17 protein-coding genes are annotated in these 17,178 nt (G+C 55.6%); 5 read left to right on the forward strand and 12 right to left on the reverse strand.

Annotation, left to right across the window (positions count from 1 at the left end):
• Nucleotides 1-139: 139 nt before the first annotated feature.
• Genes KGB06_RS27450 through KGB06_RS27470 form a run of 5 tightly spaced genes read left to right on the forward strand, consistent with a single transcriptional unit; the run spans nt 140 to nt 5,177 of the window.
• Nucleotides 140-1,612: a c-type cytochrome gene (locus KGB06_RS27450; RefSeq protein ID WP_223521354.1), complete on the forward strand. Its 1,473-nt coding sequence runs from the start codon at nt 140-142 to the stop codon at nt 1,610-1,612.
• A gap of 49 nt (nt 1,613-1,661) precedes the next feature.
• Nucleotides 1,662-3,437, forward strand: coding sequence for a cytochrome c oxidase subunit I (gene ctaD / locus KGB06_RS27455; protein WP_223521385.1), 1,776 nt, complete (start codon nt 1,662-1,664; stop codon nt 3,435-3,437).
• Nucleotides 3,434-4,126 carry a cytochrome c oxidase subunit 3 gene (locus KGB06_RS27460; protein WP_223521356.1) on the forward strand — a complete coding sequence of 231 codons (693 nt, stop codon included), beginning with the start codon at nt 3,434-3,436 and terminating at the stop codon, nt 4,124-4,126. Before ctaD ends, KGB06_RS27460 begins: the two co-directional genes overlap by 4 nt.
• Before the next feature lie 6 nt (nt 4,127-4,132).
• Complete coding sequence (locus KGB06_RS27465; RefSeq protein WP_223521358.1) at nt 4,133-4,846, forward strand: heme-copper oxidase subunit III family protein; 714 nt, start codon at nt 4,133-4,135, stop codon at nt 4,844-4,846.
• Nucleotides 4,847-4,859: 13 nt separating this feature from the next.
• The gene (locus KGB06_RS27470) at nt 4,860-5,177 is read left to right on the forward strand and encodes a cytochrome C oxidase subunit IV family protein (protein ID WP_223521360.1); all 318 of its coding nucleotides are present in this window, start codon (nt 4,860-4,862) and stop codon (nt 5,175-5,177) included.
• Between the two features lie 32 nt (nt 5,178-5,209).
• Here KGB06_RS27470 and KGB06_RS27475 read toward each other — a convergent pair whose 3' ends face one another.
• The 12 genes from KGB06_RS27475 to atpB all read right to left on the reverse strand — a co-directional run bounded on the left by KGB06_RS27475 (nt 5,210) and on the right by atpB (nt 17,169).
• The gene (locus KGB06_RS27475) at nt 5,210-5,770 is read right to left on the reverse strand and encodes a magnesium transporter (protein WP_223521362.1); all 561 of its coding nucleotides are present in this window, start codon (nt 5,768-5,770) and stop codon (nt 5,210-5,212) included.
• Between the two features lie 418 nt (nt 5,771-6,188).
• Entirely contained in the window at nt 6,189-8,036 is a 1,848-nt protein-coding gene (gene glmS / locus KGB06_RS27480) for a glutamine--fructose-6-phosphate transaminase (isomerizing) (RefSeq protein WP_223521364.1), read from the reverse strand.
• A gap of 1 nt (nt 8,037) precedes the next feature.
• On the reverse strand, nt 8,038-8,814 hold the full coding sequence (locus KGB06_RS27485) for a DeoR family transcriptional regulator (protein WP_223521366.1): 777 nt from the start codon (nt 8,812-8,814) through the stop codon (nt 8,038-8,040).
• Between the two features lie 178 nt (nt 8,815-8,992).
• A complete protein-coding gene (gene glmU / locus KGB06_RS27490; RefSeq protein WP_223521368.1) occupies nt 8,993-10,360 on the reverse strand; it encodes a bifunctional UDP-N-acetylglucosamine diphosphorylase/glucosamine-1-phosphate N-acetyltransferase GlmU in 1,368 nt (455 codons plus the stop codon).
• Between the two features lie 117 nt (nt 10,361-10,477).
• Nucleotides 10,478-10,903, reverse strand: a complete 426-nt coding sequence (locus tag KGB06_RS27495) for a F0F1 ATP synthase subunit epsilon (protein WP_223521370.1) — start codon at nt 10,901-10,903, stop codon at nt 10,478-10,480.
• Between the two features lie 45 nt (nt 10,904-10,948).
• Entirely contained in the window at nt 10,949-12,328 is a 1,380-nt protein-coding gene (gene atpD / locus KGB06_RS27500) for a F0F1 ATP synthase subunit beta (protein ID WP_007948086.1), read from the reverse strand.
• A gap of 27 nt (nt 12,329-12,355) precedes the next feature.
• Nucleotides 12,356-13,216, reverse strand: a complete 861-nt coding sequence (gene atpG / locus KGB06_RS27505) for a F0F1 ATP synthase subunit gamma (protein ID WP_046030892.1) — start codon at nt 13,214-13,216, stop codon at nt 12,356-12,358.
• 50 nt (nt 13,217-13,266) lie between these two features.
• Nucleotides 13,267-14,811, reverse strand: coding sequence for a F0F1 ATP synthase subunit alpha (gene atpA, locus KGB06_RS27510; RefSeq protein WP_007948088.1), 1,545 nt, complete (start codon nt 14,809-14,811; stop codon nt 13,267-13,269).
• Nucleotides 14,812-14,832: 21 nt separating this feature from the next.
• Nucleotides 14,833-15,369 carry a F0F1 ATP synthase subunit delta gene (locus tag KGB06_RS27515; RefSeq protein WP_054594854.1) on the reverse strand — a complete coding sequence of 179 codons (537 nt, stop codon included), beginning with the start codon at nt 15,367-15,369 and terminating at the stop codon, nt 14,833-14,835.
• A 12-nt stretch (nt 15,370-15,381) separates the two neighbouring features.
• On the reverse strand, nt 15,382-15,852 hold the full coding sequence (locus KGB06_RS27520; protein ID WP_223521375.1) for a F0F1 ATP synthase subunit B: 471 nt from the start codon (nt 15,850-15,852) through the stop codon (nt 15,382-15,384).
• A gap of 56 nt (nt 15,853-15,908) precedes the next feature.
• Complete coding sequence (gene atpE, locus KGB06_RS27525; RefSeq protein WP_002555987.1) at nt 15,909-16,166, reverse strand: F0F1 ATP synthase subunit C; 258 nt, start codon at nt 16,164-16,166, stop codon at nt 15,909-15,911.
• Between the two features lie 133 nt (nt 16,167-16,299).
• A complete protein-coding gene (atpB, locus tag KGB06_RS27530) occupies nt 16,300-17,169 on the reverse strand; it encodes a F0F1 ATP synthase subunit A (protein WP_223521376.1) in 870 nt (289 codons plus the stop codon).
• Between the last annotated feature and the right edge of the window lie 9 nt (nt 17,170-17,178).

The raw sequence follows: 17,178 nt of genomic DNA on the forward strand, positions 1-17,178 counted from the left end.
AAAAGCGCCTGTTCCGTCCATGCACTATACTTCTGGCTGATTTTACCGTCGCAATGGATGGTACTTGTCTGCCCTGCTTGGACGTCAGTGGCGATGCTTTTGCATCACCACTGAGCAACAGGAATAGGATGAAGAGAAAATGGCAATAGCAATTGTCTTGATACTAATCGTTATTGCATCAGTGCTGTTTCATATACTAGCGCCGTGGCAGGCGACACCGGCAGCTTCCAACTGGGGGTCAATAGACACCACCCTCTTCATCACCCTGATCATTAGCGGAATATTTTTCATCGCCATCACGGTATTTATGGCGGTAGCCGTGATGCGGTATCGTCACAAGGAGGGTTCCAGGGCGGCTTACCAGCCAGAAAATAAAAAGTTGGAAGTATGGTTAATTATCGTTACCTCAGTGGGTATTGCCGGGATGTTGGCGCCAGGTCTGGTTGTTTACAACGATTTCATCCGGGTGCCGAAAAATGCTTACGAACTTGAAGTGGTCGCCCAGCAGTGGCAGTGGGCCTTTCGTTTTCCCGGTCAAGACGGAAAGCTGGGCAGATCGGATATTAAGTTTATTGCTCCTGCCAATCCCCTCGGCCTTGATCCCAAGGATCCTGTAGGGCAAGACGATGTGCTTGTATTAAATAATGAAGTTCGCCTTCCGCTCAATCGGCCGGTGAAAGTTTTATTGCGCTCTAAAGATGTTCTGCACGATTTTTATGTACCGCAAATTCGCAGCAAGATGGACATGGTGCCAGGGATGGTGTCGTACTTTTGGTTTACGCCGACTAAAACCGGAAAATATGAAACCCTTTGCGCTGAATATTGTGGCGTAGGTCATTACAACATGCGCGGCCATATGATCGTGGAAGAGCAAGGCGCCTTCGATCAATGGCTGAACAGCCAACCGACTTTTGCCCAGACATTAACGACAGCTGCCAAACCCAGTCGGGACAGCATGCTGGAAAAAGGTCGCCTGTTGGTCGAAAAATACGGCTGCGGTGCCTGCCATAGTCAGGATGGCAATAACAGTCTCGGCCCGGGATGGAAGGGATTGTACGGCCGCACTGAACAGCTTGCCGATGGCACCAGTGTGCTGGTCGATGAGGCCTACCTGAAAGAGTCGATCCTCGATCCGAAGGCCCGACTGGTACAGGGCTACCCGCCGATAATGGTGGCCTATACTCTCAATGACGATGAACTGGGTGCTCTCGTCGCCCTGATCAAATCGCTGGGTGCTGCGCGGCAAGACAATGAACCTTCTGCCAGCGACGCGTCGGGCCCAGGTGACGACTTGGCGACGCAGGGGCAGCGGCTGGCCGGGTCGCTCGGCTGTCTGGCCTGCCACAGTGTCGATGGCAGCAAGGGTGTCGGCCCCAGCTGGCAGGGCGTGTATGGCAAGACAGAAACCCTAGCCGACGGTACGAGTATCAAGGTCGATGAGGGCTATATAAAGGATTCGATTCTTAATCCCAGCGCCAAAATCGTCAAAGGCTATGCACCCGTCATGCCGGCCTTTGCTCCGAGTGATCAGGAGTTGAACGCACTGATCGCTTTTATCAAATCCAAAGCGAATACCGACGCCGATGCGAGCAAGGCGGAGCCAGGGAAGTAGCCGTAAAGCAGCCAGGAATGCACCGAAACTTCGACAGGAGGATGACGTGATGGCCTATGCGGAGCAAGCCGAAACAGAAGCACTGCACGAGCCTAAAAGCTTCCTGACCAAATATATCTGGAGTCAGGACCACAAGGTCATAGCTGTTCAATATTCCTTGACGGCTCTGTTCGTGGGTCTTATCGCCGTGGTGTTGTCCGACTTGATGCGCATGCAGATAGGCTTTCCCGGTAGTTTGGCGTTCATGGATGCCAGTGCTTACTATCAGGCGATGACCATGCACGGCATGATCATGGTCATTTACTTGCTGACGGCCTTGTTTCTGGGTGGCTTCGGCAACTATCTGATCCCGCTGATGGTGGGCGCCCGCGACATGGTCTTCCCCTATGTCAACATGCTGAGTTACTGGTTCTACCTGCTAGCGGTAGTGGTGTTGCTCTCCAGTTTCTTTGTCCCGGGCGGCCCCACCGGGGCGGGCTGGACGCTCTATCCGCCACAGTCCATTTCTCAGGGAACACCAGGGGTCGAGTGGGGCATCGTCCTGATGCTCGTCTCACTGGCGATTTTTATTGTCGCAGCCACCATGGGCGGGTTGAACTACGTAACCACGGTGTTGCAGGCGCGCACGCACGGCATGACATTGTTTCGCATGCCGCTCTCCGTATGGGGAATTTTCATGGCCTCGATTATGGCCTTGTTGGCTTTCCCGGCGTTATTTGTCAGTGCGGTCATGATGCTGTTTGACAAGCTGTTGGGCACCAGCTTCTTTATGCCGGCGATGATCTCGCTGGGGCAGCAGCTCGATCACCAGGGTGGCAGCCCAATATTATTCCAGCACCTGTTCTGGTTCTTCGGCCACCCGGAGGTCTACATCGTTGCTCTCCCTGCGTTTGGTTTGGTCTCCGACTTGATCAGCACGCATGCGCGTAAAAATATCTTCGGCTACCGAATGATGGTGTGGGCCATTATTGCGATCGGTGTACTCAGCTTTGTAGTCTGGGCGCACCATATGTATGTCAGCGGAATGAACCCGTACTTTGGCTTTTTCTTCGCCGTCACCACCTTGATCATCGCGGTGCCAACCGCACTGAAAGTCTACAACTGGGTGCTGACCCTGTGGCGGGGCGATATCCATCTGACCGTGCCGATGCTGTTTGCCCTGGCCTTTATTGTCACCTTCCTGGTCGGCGGTCTGACCGGGTTGTTTCTCGGCAATGTGATCGTGGATATTCCACTCTCGGACACCTATTTCGTCGTAGCCCATTTTCATATGGTCATGGGGGTTGCACCGGTACTGGTGGTGTTCGGCGGCATTTATCACTGGTTCCCGAAAGTAACCGGGCGCATGTTTAACGACACCCTGGGCAAGCTGCATTTCTGGATTACCTTTCTGGGCACCTACGCCATCTTCTTCCCCATGCACTACCTGGGATTCCAGGGCATGCCACGCCGTTACTACGCCTATGAAAACTACGCGTTCATCCCGCAGTCGGCGCAAGATTTGAATGCCTTCATTACGGTGGTCGCATTGACCGTTGGCGTTTCCCAGCTGCTGTTTGTGTTCAACCTGGCCTGGAGTGCATTTAAGGGCAAGCCCGCAGGCAGTAATCCCTGGGGCGCGGCCAGTCTGGAATGGCAAACGCCGAATACCCCGCCGATCCACGGTAACTGGGGAGCAAAGCTGCCGGTCGTGCATCGCTGGGCCTATGACTACAGTGTGCCGGGGATAGAACAGGATTTCGTTCCGCAAACGGTCTCCGCCGAGGAGCTGGAGCACATGCGGCAACTGAGTGCCGGAACCAAGATAGCGGACGTTAAAACATGAGCAGGTTGCTATTGAGAAACGCCGATGGCGCTGACCCCGGCGGCAGCTGGAGTCGCGATCCTGGGGATGTTCAGTCCGCTGAGGGGGCCGATAGAAATCAAACCGCAAGAGTGGGCCTGCGCTTATTTCTGGTCGTGGTGAGTTCGTTATTCTTTCTCTTCCTGATCGCCTTTATTGCCCGCTCACAAATGGCCGACTGGCTGCCCCTGACAGAGCCCTTGGCGCCGTTAGCCAATCTCTGGCAGTTATGGCTGAATTCGGCTTTTTTGGTGTTCAGTTGCATTGCACTGCAGTGGTCGCGTATGGCCGCCCGACAGGCGCAACTGGGCGCAACGGTCATTGGTTTTGCGTTGGGGGGCGTGTTTGCCATTGCCTTTCTGACGGGACAACTCTGGGTCTGGCAGCAGTTTGTCGCCTGGGGCTATTTTGTCGCCAGCAATCCGGCCAACAGTTTCTTCTACCTGTTGACCGGGCTGCATGGGCTCCACCTGCTGGGCGGGTTGATAGCCTGGGGCATAATCGTTGCTAAATTTCTGCATCGCGTGCCGTTGCCGCAACTCAGCGTCAGCGTAGAGCTCTGTGCCACCTATTGGCACTACTTACTCGGTCTTTGGTTCGTGCTATTCGCTTTACTGGCCAGCACGCCACAAACCTATGAAGCCATCGCCAGATTCTGCGGCCTGAGGTGAAAAGCCATGGCATCGCACCCACAAGCCCCAGTCGAATCCAGTTCATCCAATCCACCAGACTCAACGCCTGCACCAGGATGGCAGGGCATCGCCAGCGACTGGTCCTCGGATAAAGAGGCCTTCAAGCAGGTCCCCTGGGGCAAGGCGATGATGTGGATATTCCTGCTCAGCGATACTTTTATATTCAGCTGTTTTTTAACCGGCTACATGTCGGTACGCATGACCATCACCACGGCCTGGCCGAACCCCAGTGAAGTGTTCGCATTGACGATCGGCGGTAGAGAAATCCCACTTATTCTGATCGCCATCATGACCTTTGTGCTGATCAGTAGCAGCGGCACCATGGCCATGGCCGTTAATTTCGCCTATCGCCGTGATCGCGCGAAAACCACTGCCCTGATGCTGGCGACCGCCGCCTTGGGTGTGACCTTCGTCAGCATGCAGGCATTTGAATGGAGCAAACTCATCGCAGAAGGAGTGCGTCCCTGGGGGAACCCCATGGGGGCGGCGCAATTTGGTGCCAGCTTTTTCATGATTACCGGTTTCCACGGACTGCATGTGTCAATCGGCGCCATCTACCTGAGCATTGTGGCTCTGAAAGTATCGCGGGGAGATTATGAGCGCTCCGGAAACTATCAGAACGTCGAGATAGCCGGGCTTTATTGGCACTTCGTGGATTTGGTGTGGGTGTTTATTTTTGCTTTCTTCTATTTATGGTAGAGGAGCACCGGTGATGGCACATGCTCAGGGTCAGCAACATCCAATCAGTTTGTACCTTAAAATCTGGGGGCTGTTATTCGTCCTCAGCACGCTGTCGTACCTTGTCGACTATTTCCACTTCCATGGTTACCTTCGGTGGTCCCTGATTATTACTTTCATGTTGTTGAAGGCAGGTTTAATTGTCTCCATCTTCATGCATATGGCCTGGGAGCGGTTGGCCATGGTCTACGCCATATTGGTGCCACCTTTGTGTTTGCTGGTACTCGTGGGACTGATGGCCACCGAGGCGGACTATGTTTTCCTCAGCCGAGTCATTTTCTTCGGCCAATAAACAGCTTCCGGATGGCCTTGAGTCTCCAGGGGCTAACCCGATATTACTCGCTTGAACTGATGCCATTTGTGCTGCCAGGCTACTGTCCAGTGAGGGGCTGCCGTTCCCGTGCCGGCGATCTTCAGCGTTGGATGATGTTCGATTACCCGGTCCAATACCGATTCTTGATTCGGATCAACATCCACGAAGAAGATATGTTTTCCTTCCTCTACCACCTGTTTAAAACTGCGGAAGTGAGTGTTCGGCACCTGGAACCCAAAAAAACCGCCTTCCCAGATGCAGAAGCCCAAAATAACAATGGCAAGGAAGATAAAAGGCATCCAGCCTGCGGCGGATTCGGTCCAGCCCAGCCAATAGGCGACACCCAAGACCAGCGCTGCGAGTGGCACACCGACCACCGCACCAATCTCACCAGAGTGAACAGCATCTTGTTCCATTAACGAGTTCACCTCGTGGAGGTGATGTTGTTCAACATCAGCAATTTTTTCACTAAGCACATGAATCTGTTCGGAATTGATGCCACTGGCCTCCAATTCATTTTCAACGGCTTCGAGATCGTCAAGATTGTCACTGATGTAATAGTGTCGATTCATGCCACACCTCCCATTTCGCGTTTGCCGTAGACCTCCTCTGTCCTGCAGCCTTTAACTGAGATTTGCAGTCACTTCATGCAACCCGAAAGAAGTATAGCAGCCGCTAGCATGCGCAAAAGGAAGCGCCAAGATCCAAAGGTTGCATCAGGGGCTCAGGGGCTCCGACGAATTCTGTATCAGGTGCCATGGGAGGGAAACGCTGGAAGAGAGGGGAACCCCATGCTGTTGCGTCGCAGCGTAGGTTGCATCGGAGTAGTGTCACAACCTGACTACAGATTGTGGACCTCAATAATGATTGCGGTTGCTTCCCCGACGTAGGGAAGCAACCGTGACAATCTTTATTTCGTTGTGACAAGGCTTATTCGCTTGGGACAACCTTTGTTTATTGCAGACAATATTTCGATCACCTGTGGATAACTTATTCCACCGTCACCGACTTCGCCAGGTTACGCGGCTGGTCAACGTCCGTGCCTTTCAATACAGCAACGTAGTACGACAGCAACTGCAGCGGGATGGTGTAGAGGATCGGCGACAGGATGTCGTGGATATGCGGCATGTGCACAACGTGCGTGCCTTCACCATTGGTCATGCCTGCCTGCTCGTCTGCGAAGACGATCAATTGGCCGCCACGGGCGCGGACTTCCTGGAGGTTGGATTTCAGCTTCTCCAGCAACTCGTTGTTCGGTGCCACGGTCACCACGGGCATGTCGTTATCCACAAGCGCCAACGGGCCGTGTTTCAGCTCGCCAGCCGGGTAGGCTTCAGCGTGGATGTAGGAGATTTCCTTGAGTTTCAGGGCCCCTTCCATTGCTACCGGGAATTGCGCACCACGGCCGAGGAACAGCGTGTGGTTCTTCTCGGCGAACAGTTCGGCGATTTTCTCGACGGTGCTGTCCATGGCCAAGGCTTCGCCCAAGCGAGTTGGCAGACGACGCAGTTCTTCAACCAGAGTCGCTTCGACGCCTTTGGCTAATGTGCCTCGAACTTGACCCAGGGACAGGGTCAGTAGCAGCAGGCCCACCAGTTGAGTGGTGAAGGCTTTGGTCGACGCCACGCCAATTTCGCGACCGGCCTGGGTCAGCAGGGTCAGATCGGACTCACGCACCAGCGAACTGATGCCGACGTTGCAGATCGCCAGGCTGGCGAGGTAGCCCCCTTCTTCTCTTGAAAGCTCCTTGGCGTTGCGCAGTGCGGCCAAGGTGTCGGCGGTTTCACCGGACTGGGAGATGGTCACGAACAGGGTGTCTGGCTGCACCACGACTTTGCGGTAGCGGAATTCGCTGGCGACTTCGACCTGGCACGGGATGCCGGCCAGCTCTTCGAGCCAGTAACGGGCAACCATACCGGCGTGATAGCTGGTACCGCAGGCAACGATCTGCACGTTGCGCACTTTGGCGAACAGCTCGGCAGCCTGTGGACCGAACGCTTGTACCAGCACGCCGTTCGGGCTCAGGCGACCTTCAAGGGTGCGCTGAACAACAGACGGTTGCTCGTGGATTTCTTTCAGCATGAAGTGGCGGAACTCGCCCTTGTCCGCCGCTTCGGCACCGTCGCGATACTGCACGGTTTCGCGCTCGACGGCGTTACCATCAACGTCCCAGATATGCACGCTGTCACGGCGAATTTCAGCGATATCGCCTTCTTCCAGATACATAAAACGGTCAGTGACCTGGCGCAGGGCCAGTTGGTCGGAAGCGAGGAAGTTTTCACCCAGGCCCAGACCAATCACCAGCGGGCTGCCGCTGCGAGCCGCGACCAGGCGATCCGGTTGCTGTGCACTGATCACCGCCAGGCCATAAGCGCCGTGCAGTTCTTTAACAGTCGCTTTGAGGGCCGCGGTCAGGTCGGGCAAATCCTTGAGTTTGTGGTTCAGCAAGTGAGCGATGACTTCGGTGTCGGTGTCCGAGGTGAACACATAACCCAAGGCTTTCAGCTGCTCACGCAAGGCTTCGTGGTTTTCAATGATGCCGTTGTGCACCACGGCCAGGTCGCCGGAGAAATGCGGGTGGGCGTTGCGCTCACACGGTGCGCCGTGTGTCGCCCAGCGGGTATGGGCGATGCCGAGACGACCGACCAGTGGTTCGGCTTCAAGTGCCAGTTCCAGCTCGCTGACCTTGCCCGGACGACGCATACGTTCGAGCTTTTCATCGTTGGTGAAAACCGCCACACCGGCGCTGTCATAGCCACGGTATTCCAGGCGTTTGAGGCCTTCGAGCAGGATGGCGGTGATGTTACGTTCTGCAACTGCGCCGACAATTCCACACATACTATTTCTCCTGACTGACAGCCGCGCAAATCAAATTGATTCCGCGGGCCTGAATCTGATCGCGTGCCGCAAGCGAAAGGCGATCATCGGTAATAAGGGTATGGACACTGCTCCATGGCAGCTCCAGGTTGGGGATTTTTCGGCCGATCTTGTCGGCCTCCACCATCACGACTACTTCGCGGGCGACTTCTGCCATGACCCGGCTCAGCCCCAGCAATTCGTTGAAAGTGGTAGTACCGCGGACCAGATCGATGCCATCGGCACCGATAAAAAGTTGGTCAAAGTCGTAAGAGCGTAGAACCTGCTCGGCGACCTGCCCCTGAAAGGACTCGGAATGCGGGTCCCAGGTACCGCCGGTCATCAACAGCACCGGCTCGTGTTCCAGCTCACTCAACGCATTGGCAACGTGCAGCGAGTTGGTCATCACCACCAGCCCTGGCTGCTGACCGAGTTCCGGAATCATCGCGGCCGTGGTGCTGCCGCTGTCGATGATGATCCGCGCATGCTCACGAATACGTGCGACGGCGGCGCGGGCAATGGCTTGTTTGTACTTGGAGACGGGTTGGCCGATGTCAGCGACCAGTTCCTGAGGCATGGTGATCGCTCCGCCGTAACGGCGCAGCAGCAGGCCGTTACTCTCGAGAGCCGCCAGATCTTTTCGAATCGTAACTTCCGAAGTTTCGAAACGCTTTGCCAGCTCATCCACACTGACTTCGCCCTGCTCATTGAGCAAGGTGAGGATATTGTGCCGGCGTTGGGGTGTATTGCGCTTCGACATGGGTTGGTAAGTTTCGATTCGAAAGATAACGGAAGCAATCAAAACCTATCGCCGAAATTTCGTCAAGCGTGATGCGATAAAAAGGCCTGTGCATAACTAAAAAAATCGTAGCTTACGGCGGGTCGTTCAGTACCTGCCGCAAACTGCGATTTTTTGATTTTGAAGCGCTGTGGATAACTCAGCTCTTCTTGACCTTTTCCGGCCGCTTCCAGCCGTCGATATTCTTCTGCCGCGCCCGGCCTATCGCCAACTGTGAGTTATCCACATTCTGGGTAATGGTCGAACCGGCCGCCGTGGTTGCACCGGCAGAGATATCCACAGGCGCCACCAACGAGTTGTTGGAACCGATGAACACATCTTCACCCAACACGGTTTTCCACTTGTTAACGCCGTCGTAGTTGCAGGTGATGGTGCCCGCGCCAATGTTGGTGCGCGCACCGATCTCGGCGTCCCCAAGGTATGACAGATGACCGGCCTTCGCGCCTTCGCCCAAGTGAGCGTTCTTCAATTCAACAAAGTTACCCACATGTGCGCGAGCCTCAAGTACGGTGCCCGGACGCAGACGCGCGAACGGACCGGCATCGCTGCCCTCGCCCAGAATTGCACCTTCGATATGGCTGTTGGCCTTGATCACTACGCCTTTGCGCAGGGTGCTGTCCTTGATCACACAGTTCGGGCCGATCACCACGTCGTCTTCGATGACTACTTTGCCTTCGAGGATCACGTTGATATCAATCAGCACGTCGCGGCCGACAGTGACTTCACCACGCACATCGAAACGAGCCGGGTCACGCAGGGTCACGCCTTGAGCCATCAACCGGCGGCCGGCGCGCAATTGATAGTGACGCTCAAGTTCGGAAAGTTGCTTGCGGTCGTTGGCGCCCTGCACTTCCATGGCGTCATGAGGTTGCTCGGTGGCCACCACCAGCCCATCACTGACCGCCATGGCGATCACGTCGGTCAGGTAGTACTCGCCCTGGGCATTGTTGTTGGAGAGACGGCTCATCCAGCCACCCAGTTGTGCGAAAGGCAGGGCGAGAATGCCGGTGTTGCCTTCAGTTATCGCACGCTCGCCTTCGTTGGCGTCTTTTTGCTCAACGATGGCCGTGACCTTGCCAGCGGCATCGCGAACGATGCGGCCGTAACCGGTCGGGTCGTCCAGTTCAACGGTCAGCAAGCCCAGTTGCTGCGGTGCCACTTTCTTGAGCAGGCGTTGCAGGGTTTCGACTTCAATAAGCGGCACGTCACCGTAGAGAATCAGTACGGTATCGGCCTCAATGAACGGCACGGCCTGAGCCACCGCATGACCGGTACCCAGTTGTTTGTCCTGCAGGACGAAATTCAGATCATCCGCCGCCAGACGCTCACGTACTGCTTCGGCGCCATGGCCAATCACCACATGGATGCGCTGTGGATCAAGTTGTCGGGCGCTGTGGATAACATGGCCAAGCATCGAGTTGCCGGCGATCGGGTGCAGAACTTTTGGCAACGCCGAGCGCATGCGGGTGCCTTGGCCAGCAGCGAGGATAACGATTTCAAGAGACATGACTGGCTACCAATCCTGGGTGGTCAGCGGCTGCGACCAGGTTATGAAAGTTGGAAAAGAAAAAAGGGTAGCCGAGGCTACCCTTTTTAATCAATCGCACAACAAGTCGATGACGGATTAACCGCCGAACTTTTTGCGGATCTGCTGGACGGTGCGCAGCTGAGCTGACGCCTCGGCCAGACGTGCGGCAGCAGAACCGTAATCGAATTCTGCGCCGCGTTCATGCAAGGCCTTCTCGGCAGCCTTAACGGCTTCCTGAGCGGAGGCTTCATCCAGGTCGGCAGCACGTTGCACGGTGTCGGCAAGAACCTTGACCATGTTCGGCTGAACTTCGAGGAAACCACCGGAGATGTAATACACCTCCTCTTCCCCGCCCTGCTTGACCAGGCGGATCGGGCCCGGCTTTAGATTAGTGATCAACGGCGCGTGACCCAGTGCGATACCAAGATCACCCAGTGCACCGTGCGCAATCACCATCTCGACCAGACCGGAAAAGATTTCTCCTTCCGCGCTGACGATATCGCAATGGACTGTCATAGCCATCTGATTGCCTCAACCTAAATTAGCGCCCGTTTCCGGGCGCCGGGATTACAGTTTCTTGGCTTTCTCGATCGCTTCTTCGATGCCGCCGACCATGTAGAACGCTTGTTCTGGCAGGTGGTCGTAGTCACCGTTGAGGATGCCTTTGAAGCCAGCAATGGTGTCTTTCAGGGAAACGTATTTACCCGAAGAACCGGTGAAGACTTCAGCCACGAAGAACGGCTGCGACAAGAAACGCTGGATCTTACGAGCACGGTTTACCAACTGCTTGTCTTCTTCCGACAGCTCGTCCATACCGAGGATCGCAATGATGTCCTTCAGTTCTTTGTAACGCTGCAGAACATACTGTACACCGCGAGCAGTGTCGTAGTGGTCCTGGCCGATTACGTTCGGGTCCAACTGGCGCGAAGTCGAGTCGAGTGGATCGATTGCCGGGTAGATACCCAGGGAAGCGATGTCACGGGACAGAACGACGGTGGCGTCCAAGTGGGCGAAAGTGGTCGCTGGCGACGGGTCGGTCAAGTCATCCGCAGGTACGTATACCGCTTGGATCGAGGTGATCGAACCATTCTTGGTCGAAGTGATACGCTCTTGCAGAGTACCCATCTCTTCGGCCAGGGTCGGCTGGTAACCTACTGCGGAAGGCATACGGCCCAGCAGTGCGGATACTTCTGTACCGGCCAGGGTGTAACGATAGATGTTGTCGACGAACAGCAGAACGTCGTTACCTTCGTCACGGAACTTCTCGGCCATGGTCAGGCCGGTCAGTGCTACGCGCAGACGGTTACCCGGCGGCTCGTTCATCTGACCGTAAACCAGTGCCACTTTGTCCAGAACGTTGGAATCCTTCATCTCGTGGTAGAAGTCGTTACCCTCACGAGTACGCTCACCCACACCGGCGAACACGGAATAACCGCTGTGCTCGATGGCGATGTTACGGATCAGTTCCATCATGTTTACGGTTTTGCCTACACCGGCGCCACCGAACAGACCGACTTTACCACCCTTGGTGAACGGGCAAACCAGGTCAATAGCCTTGATGCCGGTTTCCAGCAGGTCGTTGCCGCCCGCTTGTTCAGCGAAGGTTGGCGCAGGACGGTGAATGCCCCAGCGCTCTTCGGTGTCGATCGGGCCAGCTTCGTCGATCGGGTTGCCCAGTACGTCCATGATCCGGCCCAGCGTCGCTTTACCGACCGGTACGGAGATGGCGGAACCGGAGTCGATGACGTCCAGACCACGCTTCAAGCCCTCGGTAGAGCCCATCGCAATGGTACGAACCACGCCGTCGCCCAGCTGTTGCTGAACTTCCAGAGTGGTTGCGGCCGCGCTTTGTACAGTCAGCGCGTTGTAGATGCTCGGTACGCTGTCGCGTGGGAATTCCACGTCGATAACGGCGCCGATGATTTGAACGATACGTCCGCTACTCATAGCTGGATCCTCTGAATATTTGAACCGTTAAACCGCGGCAGCGCCGCCGACGATTTCCGAGATCTCTTGGGTGATCGCAGCCTGACGCGCCTTGTTGTAGATCAGCTGCAAATCACTGATCAAATCACCGGCGTTGTCGGTAGCGTTCTTCATCGCGATCATCCGCGCAGCTTGTTCAGCCGCGTTGTTCTCGACCACCGACTGGTAGACCTGCGACTCCACGTAACGAACCATCAAGCCGTCAAGCAGCTCTTTGGCGTCCGGTTCGTAGAGATAGTCCCAGTGGTGCTTGAGTCCTTGATCCGGGGTTGCCACCAGTGGAATCAACTGCTCCACGGTAGGCGATTGCGTCATGGTGTTGATGAACTTGTTGGACACCACGGACAGGCGGTCAATACGGCCGTCCAGGTAGGCATCCAGCATCACCTTGACGCTGCCGATCAGATCATTGATCGACGGCTCTTCACCCAGGTGGCTAATAGCTGCTACGACGTTGCCGCCGAAGTTGCGGAAGAAAGCCGCACCCTTGCTACCCACTACACACAGATCAATCTCGACGCCGTTTTCGCGGTTTACCGCCATGTCCTTGACCAGGGCCTTGAACAGGTTGGTGTTCAAACCACCACACAAACCACGGTCAGAGCTCACCACAACGTAACCGACGCGCTTTACTTCACGCTCGATCATGAACGGGTGGCGATATTCCGGGTTGGCGTTGGCCAAATGACCAATAACCTGGCGGATGCGCTCCGCGTAAGGACGGCTAGCAGCCATGCGCATTTGTGCCCTGCGCATTTTACTGACCGCCACTTTTTCCATGGCGCTGGTAATCTTTTGCGTGCTTTTGATGCTCGCAATCTTACTGCGAATCTCTTTTGCGCCTGCCATGTAACACCTATCAGGTTAGCAAGCGGGAGCCTTGCGGCTCCCGCTGCGGCTTACCAGGTTTGGGTGGCCTTGAACTTCTCAATACCGGCTTTCATGCCAGCATCGATTTCGTCATTGAAGTCACCCTTCACGTTGATCTTCGCCATCAAATCGGCGTGATCGCGGTTGAAGAAGGAAATCAGCGCTTGTTCAAAGCTACCGATCTTGGCGATTGCGACGTCAGTCAGGAACCCACGCTCAGCGGCATACAGCGACAGCGCCATGTCAGCAATCGACATTGGTGCGTATTGCTTCTGCTTCATCAGCTCGGTAACGCGCTGACCATGGTCAAGTTGCTTACGGGTCGCTTCGTCCAGGTCAGATGCAAACTGGGCGAATGCCGCCAGTTCACGGTACTGAGCCAGAGCGGTACGGATACCACCGGAGAGCTTCTTGATGATCTTGGTCTGAGCGGCACCACCCACACGGGATACCGAAACACCGGCGTTCACTGCAGGACGGATCCCGGAGTTGAAAATGGCCGACTCCAGGAAGATCTGACCGTCAGTGATGGAAATCACGTTGGTCGGAACGAACGCGGAAACGTCGCCAGCCTGGGTTTCGATGATCGGCAGCGCGGTCAGGGAACCGGTTTTGCCGGTCACTGCGCCGTTGGTGAACTTCTCTACATACTCTTCCGAAACGCGGGATGCGCGCTCCAGCAGACGGGAGTGGAGATAGAACACGTCGCCTGGGTAAGCTTCACGGCCTGGTGGACGGCGCAGCAGCAGGGAAATCTGGCGATAAGCCACTGCTTGCTTGGACAGATCGTCATAAACGATCAGCGCGTCTTCACCGCGGTCGCGGAAGAATTCACCCATGGTGCAACCGGCGTAAGGTGCCAGGTATTGCAGTGCTGCAGATTCCGAAGCGCTCGCTGCCACGATGATCGTGTTAGCCAGTGCGCCGTTTTCTTCCAGCTTGCGAACAATGTTAGCGATGGTCGATTGTTTCTGACCGATAGCTACATAGACGCAGAAGATTCCGCTGTTTTTCTGGTTGATGATCGCGTCGATCGCCAGAGCGGTTTTACCGATCTGACGGTCACCGATGATCAGCTCACGCTGGCCACGGCCGACAGGGATCATGGCATCGACAGCCTTGTAGCCAGTCTGTACAGGCTGGTCTACCGACTTACGCCAGATCACGCCTGGAGCAACTTTCTCGACCGCATCGGTCAAGGTGTTGTTCAGCGGACCTTTGCCATCAATCGGGTTACCCAGTGCGTCGACTACGCGACCCAGCAGTTCCTTACCAACCGGAACTTCGAGGATGCGGCCAGTGCACTTGGCGCTCATGCCTTCAGCCAGAGACTGGTATGCGCCCAATACAACGGCACCTACAGAGTCTTGCTCCAGGTTGAGAGCCATACCGAAGACGCCGCCCGGAAACTCGATCATCTCGCCGTACATTACGTCGGCCAGACCGTGAATCCGCACGATACCGTCAGATACGCTGACGACAGTGCCTTCGTTACGGGCTTGGGAGGTCACATCGAGCTTGTCGATGCGGCCCTTGATAATTTCACTTATTTCGGAAGGATTGAGTTGCTGCATTGCTCTGCTGCCCCTTCAAACTCAAGATTTCAATGCTTCGGCAAGGTTCGCGAGTTTGCCGCGAACCGAGCCATCGATAACCAGGTCGCCGGCGCGGATGACAATGCCCCCAATAAGGGATTTGTCTTCCTCGACTTGCAGGCGCACTTCCCGGTTGAGTCGTGCACTGAGAACCTTGGCGAGTTTGTCTTGCTGTTCTTGGTTCAATGCAAAAGCACTGGTCACTTCAACGTCTACCGACTTCTCTTGTTCGGCCTTGTACAGGTCGAACAGAGCGGATATCTCCGGCAACAGCGGGAGACGGTCGTTTTCGGCAACGACGTTGATGAAGTTCTGTGCCTTGGCATCAAACTTGTCGCCGCACACGTCAATAAACGTGGCGGCCTTGTCTGCGCTCGTCAGTCGCGGGGCCTTGAGCACGCGCTGCATGGTGTCGTCTTGCGACACTGCTGCAGCCAGGCCGAGCATGGCTGACCAAGAGGCCAGTTGCTGGTGGGCCTGGGCGTGCTCGAAGGCTGCCTTAGCGTAAGGTCGGGCCAACGTGGTCAATTCTGCCATGATCGCCCTCGCTTAAATTTCAGCAGCCAGTTTGTTTACCAGCTCCGCGTGCGCGTTTTGATCGATTGTGGAACCCAGGATCTTCTCGGCGCCGGAGACTGCCAGGCTACCCAGTTGGGCACGCAGCGCGTCTTTGACACTGTTCAGTTCCTGTTCGATCTCGGCCTGAGCCTGAACCTTCACACGGTCAGCGTCGATACGGGCTTTTTCAACAGCCTCTTCAACGATCTGGTTACCGCGTTTCTTGGCTTGCTCAATGATTTCGGCTGCCTGAGTTTTAGCTTCGCGCAGTTGTTGACCCGCTTTATCTTGGGCCAATTCCAGGTCGCGAGCTGCTCGGGCGGCAGCGTCCAGTCCATCCGCAATCTTCTTCTGACGTTCGTGCAAAGCCGCGATGACCGGAGGCCACACGAACTTCATGCAAAACAGTACAAAAATGAAGAACGCAACGGACTGGCCAATCAGGGTTGCATTAATGTTCACGCCAACACCTCGCTCGTTCGTTACACATCACACCAACTACTCGAAGGTTCGAGTAATTAGCCAGCGAGTTGACCAACGAATGGGTTCGCGAAGGTGAAGAACAGAGCGATACCAACACCGATCATGGTTACGGCGTCGAGCAGACCGGCAACGATGAACATTTTAACTTGCAGCATTGGAACCATTTCTGGCTGACGCGCTGCGCCTTCCAGGAACTTGCCGCCCAACAGGCCGAAACCAATTGCGGTACCCAGTGCGCCCAGGCCGATCAACAGTGCAACAGCGATAGCGGTTAGACCAACTACAGTTTCCATCTTTCCTCCCGACTTTTACGTCGTATGGTTTAGGTTTTTTAGATTTTAAAGCGGTAAAACAAATCGTTTCATAGCCCTGTTAGGGCACCCACCCGTTTGACCGAGTGGGACATCAGACTAGTCGAGACTGGTCTTAATGGTTCTCTTCGTGCGCCATCGACAGGTAAACGATGGTCAGCATCATGAAGATAAACGCCTGCAGGGTGATGATCAGGATGTGGAACACAGCCCACGCCCACTGCAGAACTACGCCCAGGCCGCTAAGCCAGAGCAGACCGCTGCCGAACATCACAGCGATCAGAATGAAGACCAGTTCGCCGGCGTACATGTTGCCGAACAGACGCAGTGCCAGGGAAATAGGCTTGGCAACCAGCGTCACGAACTCCAGCAGGAAGTTCACCGGGATCAGCAGGGCTTGAACGAAGACGTTCTTGCTGCCGAAAGGGTGCAGGGTCAGTTCGCCGATGAAGCCGCCGATGCCCTTGACCTTGATGCTGTAGAAAATGATCAACGCGAACACCGACAGGGACATGCCCAGGGTCGCGTTCGGGTCAGTGGTCGGAACAGCACGGAAGACCAGATGCGGGTCGCCAGTAATGATGGCTGCCACTTTTGGAATCCAGTCAACCGGTACCAGGTCGACGGCGTTCATCAGGAACACCCAGACAAAAATGGTCAGCGCCAATGGTGCGATCAATGGATTACGGCCGTGAAAGGTATCTTTCACGCTGCTGTCGACGAACTCGATCAGAACCTCAACGAAGTTCTGCAAGCCGCCAGGCTGACCGGAAGTCGCCTTCTTTGCCGCCATGCGGAAAAGAAGAACGAAGATCAGACCCAACGCGACCGACCAGCCGAGAGTATCGACGTGGAAAGCCCAGAAGCCCATTTCTTTGGCTTCTGCTGCGGTGTGGGCAAAACCCCACCCGCCAGTTGGGTGCTGACCGAAGGTCAGGTTCTGCAAGTGGTGCTGGATATAGCCCGAAGCGGTTGTCTCTGCCATGGTTGCCTC

Source organism: Pseudomonas sp. GL-B-19, from assembly GCF_019956415.1.
Lineage (GTDB): Bacteria > Pseudomonadota > Gammaproteobacteria > Pseudomonadales > Pseudomonadaceae > Aquipseudomonas.

Coding starts and splice junctions, on each gene's coding strand:
- KGB06_RS27450 (WP_223521354.1), top strand. CDS start 140: ATGGCAATAGCAATTGTCTTGATACTAATCGTTATTGCATCAGTGCTG.
- ctaD (WP_223521385.1), top strand. CDS start 1,662: ATGGCCTATGCGGAGCAAGCCGAAACAGAAGCACTGCACGAGCCTAAA.
- KGB06_RS27460 (WP_223521356.1), top strand. CDS start 3,434: ATGAGCAGGTTGCTATTGAGAAACGCCGATGGCGCTGACCCCGGCGGC.
- KGB06_RS27465 (WP_223521358.1), top strand. CDS start 4,133: ATGGCATCGCACCCACAAGCCCCAGTCGAATCCAGTTCATCCAATCCA.
- KGB06_RS27470 (WP_223521360.1), top strand. CDS start 4,860: ATGGCACATGCTCAGGGTCAGCAACATCCAATCAGTTTGTACCTTAAA.
- KGB06_RS27475 (WP_223521362.1), bottom strand. CDS start 5,770: ATGAATCGACACTATTACATCAGTGACAATCTTGACGATCTCGAAGCC.
- glmS (WP_223521364.1), bottom strand. CDS start 8,036: ATGTGTGGAATTGTCGGCGCAGTTGCAGAACGTAACATCACCGCCATC.
- KGB06_RS27485 (WP_223521366.1), bottom strand. CDS start 8,814: ATGTCGAAGCGCAATACACCCCAACGCCGGCACAATATCCTCACCTTG.
- glmU (WP_223521368.1), bottom strand. CDS start 10,360: ATGTCTCTTGAAATCGTTATCCTCGCTGCTGGCCAAGGCACCCGCATG.
- KGB06_RS27495 (WP_223521370.1), bottom strand. CDS start 10,903: ATGGCTATGACAGTCCATTGCGATATCGTCAGCGCGGAAGGAGAAATC.
- atpD (WP_007948086.1), bottom strand. CDS start 12,328: ATGAGTAGCGGACGTATCGTTCAAATCATCGGCGCCGTTATCGACGTG.
- atpG (WP_046030892.1), bottom strand. CDS start 13,216: ATGGCAGGCGCAAAAGAGATTCGCAGTAAGATTGCGAGCATCAAAAGC.
- atpA (WP_007948088.1), bottom strand. CDS start 14,811: ATGCAGCAACTCAATCCTTCCGAAATAAGTGAAATTATCAAGGGCCGC.
- KGB06_RS27515 (WP_054594854.1), bottom strand. CDS start 15,369: ATGGCAGAATTGACCACGTTGGCCCGACCTTACGCTAAGGCAGCCTTC.
- atpE (WP_002555987.1), bottom strand. CDS start 16,166: ATGGAAACTGTAGTTGGTCTAACCGCTATCGCTGTTGCACTGTTGATC.
- atpB (WP_223521376.1), bottom strand. CDS start 17,169: ATGGCAGAGACAACCGCTTCGGGCTATATCCAGCACCACTTGCAGAAC.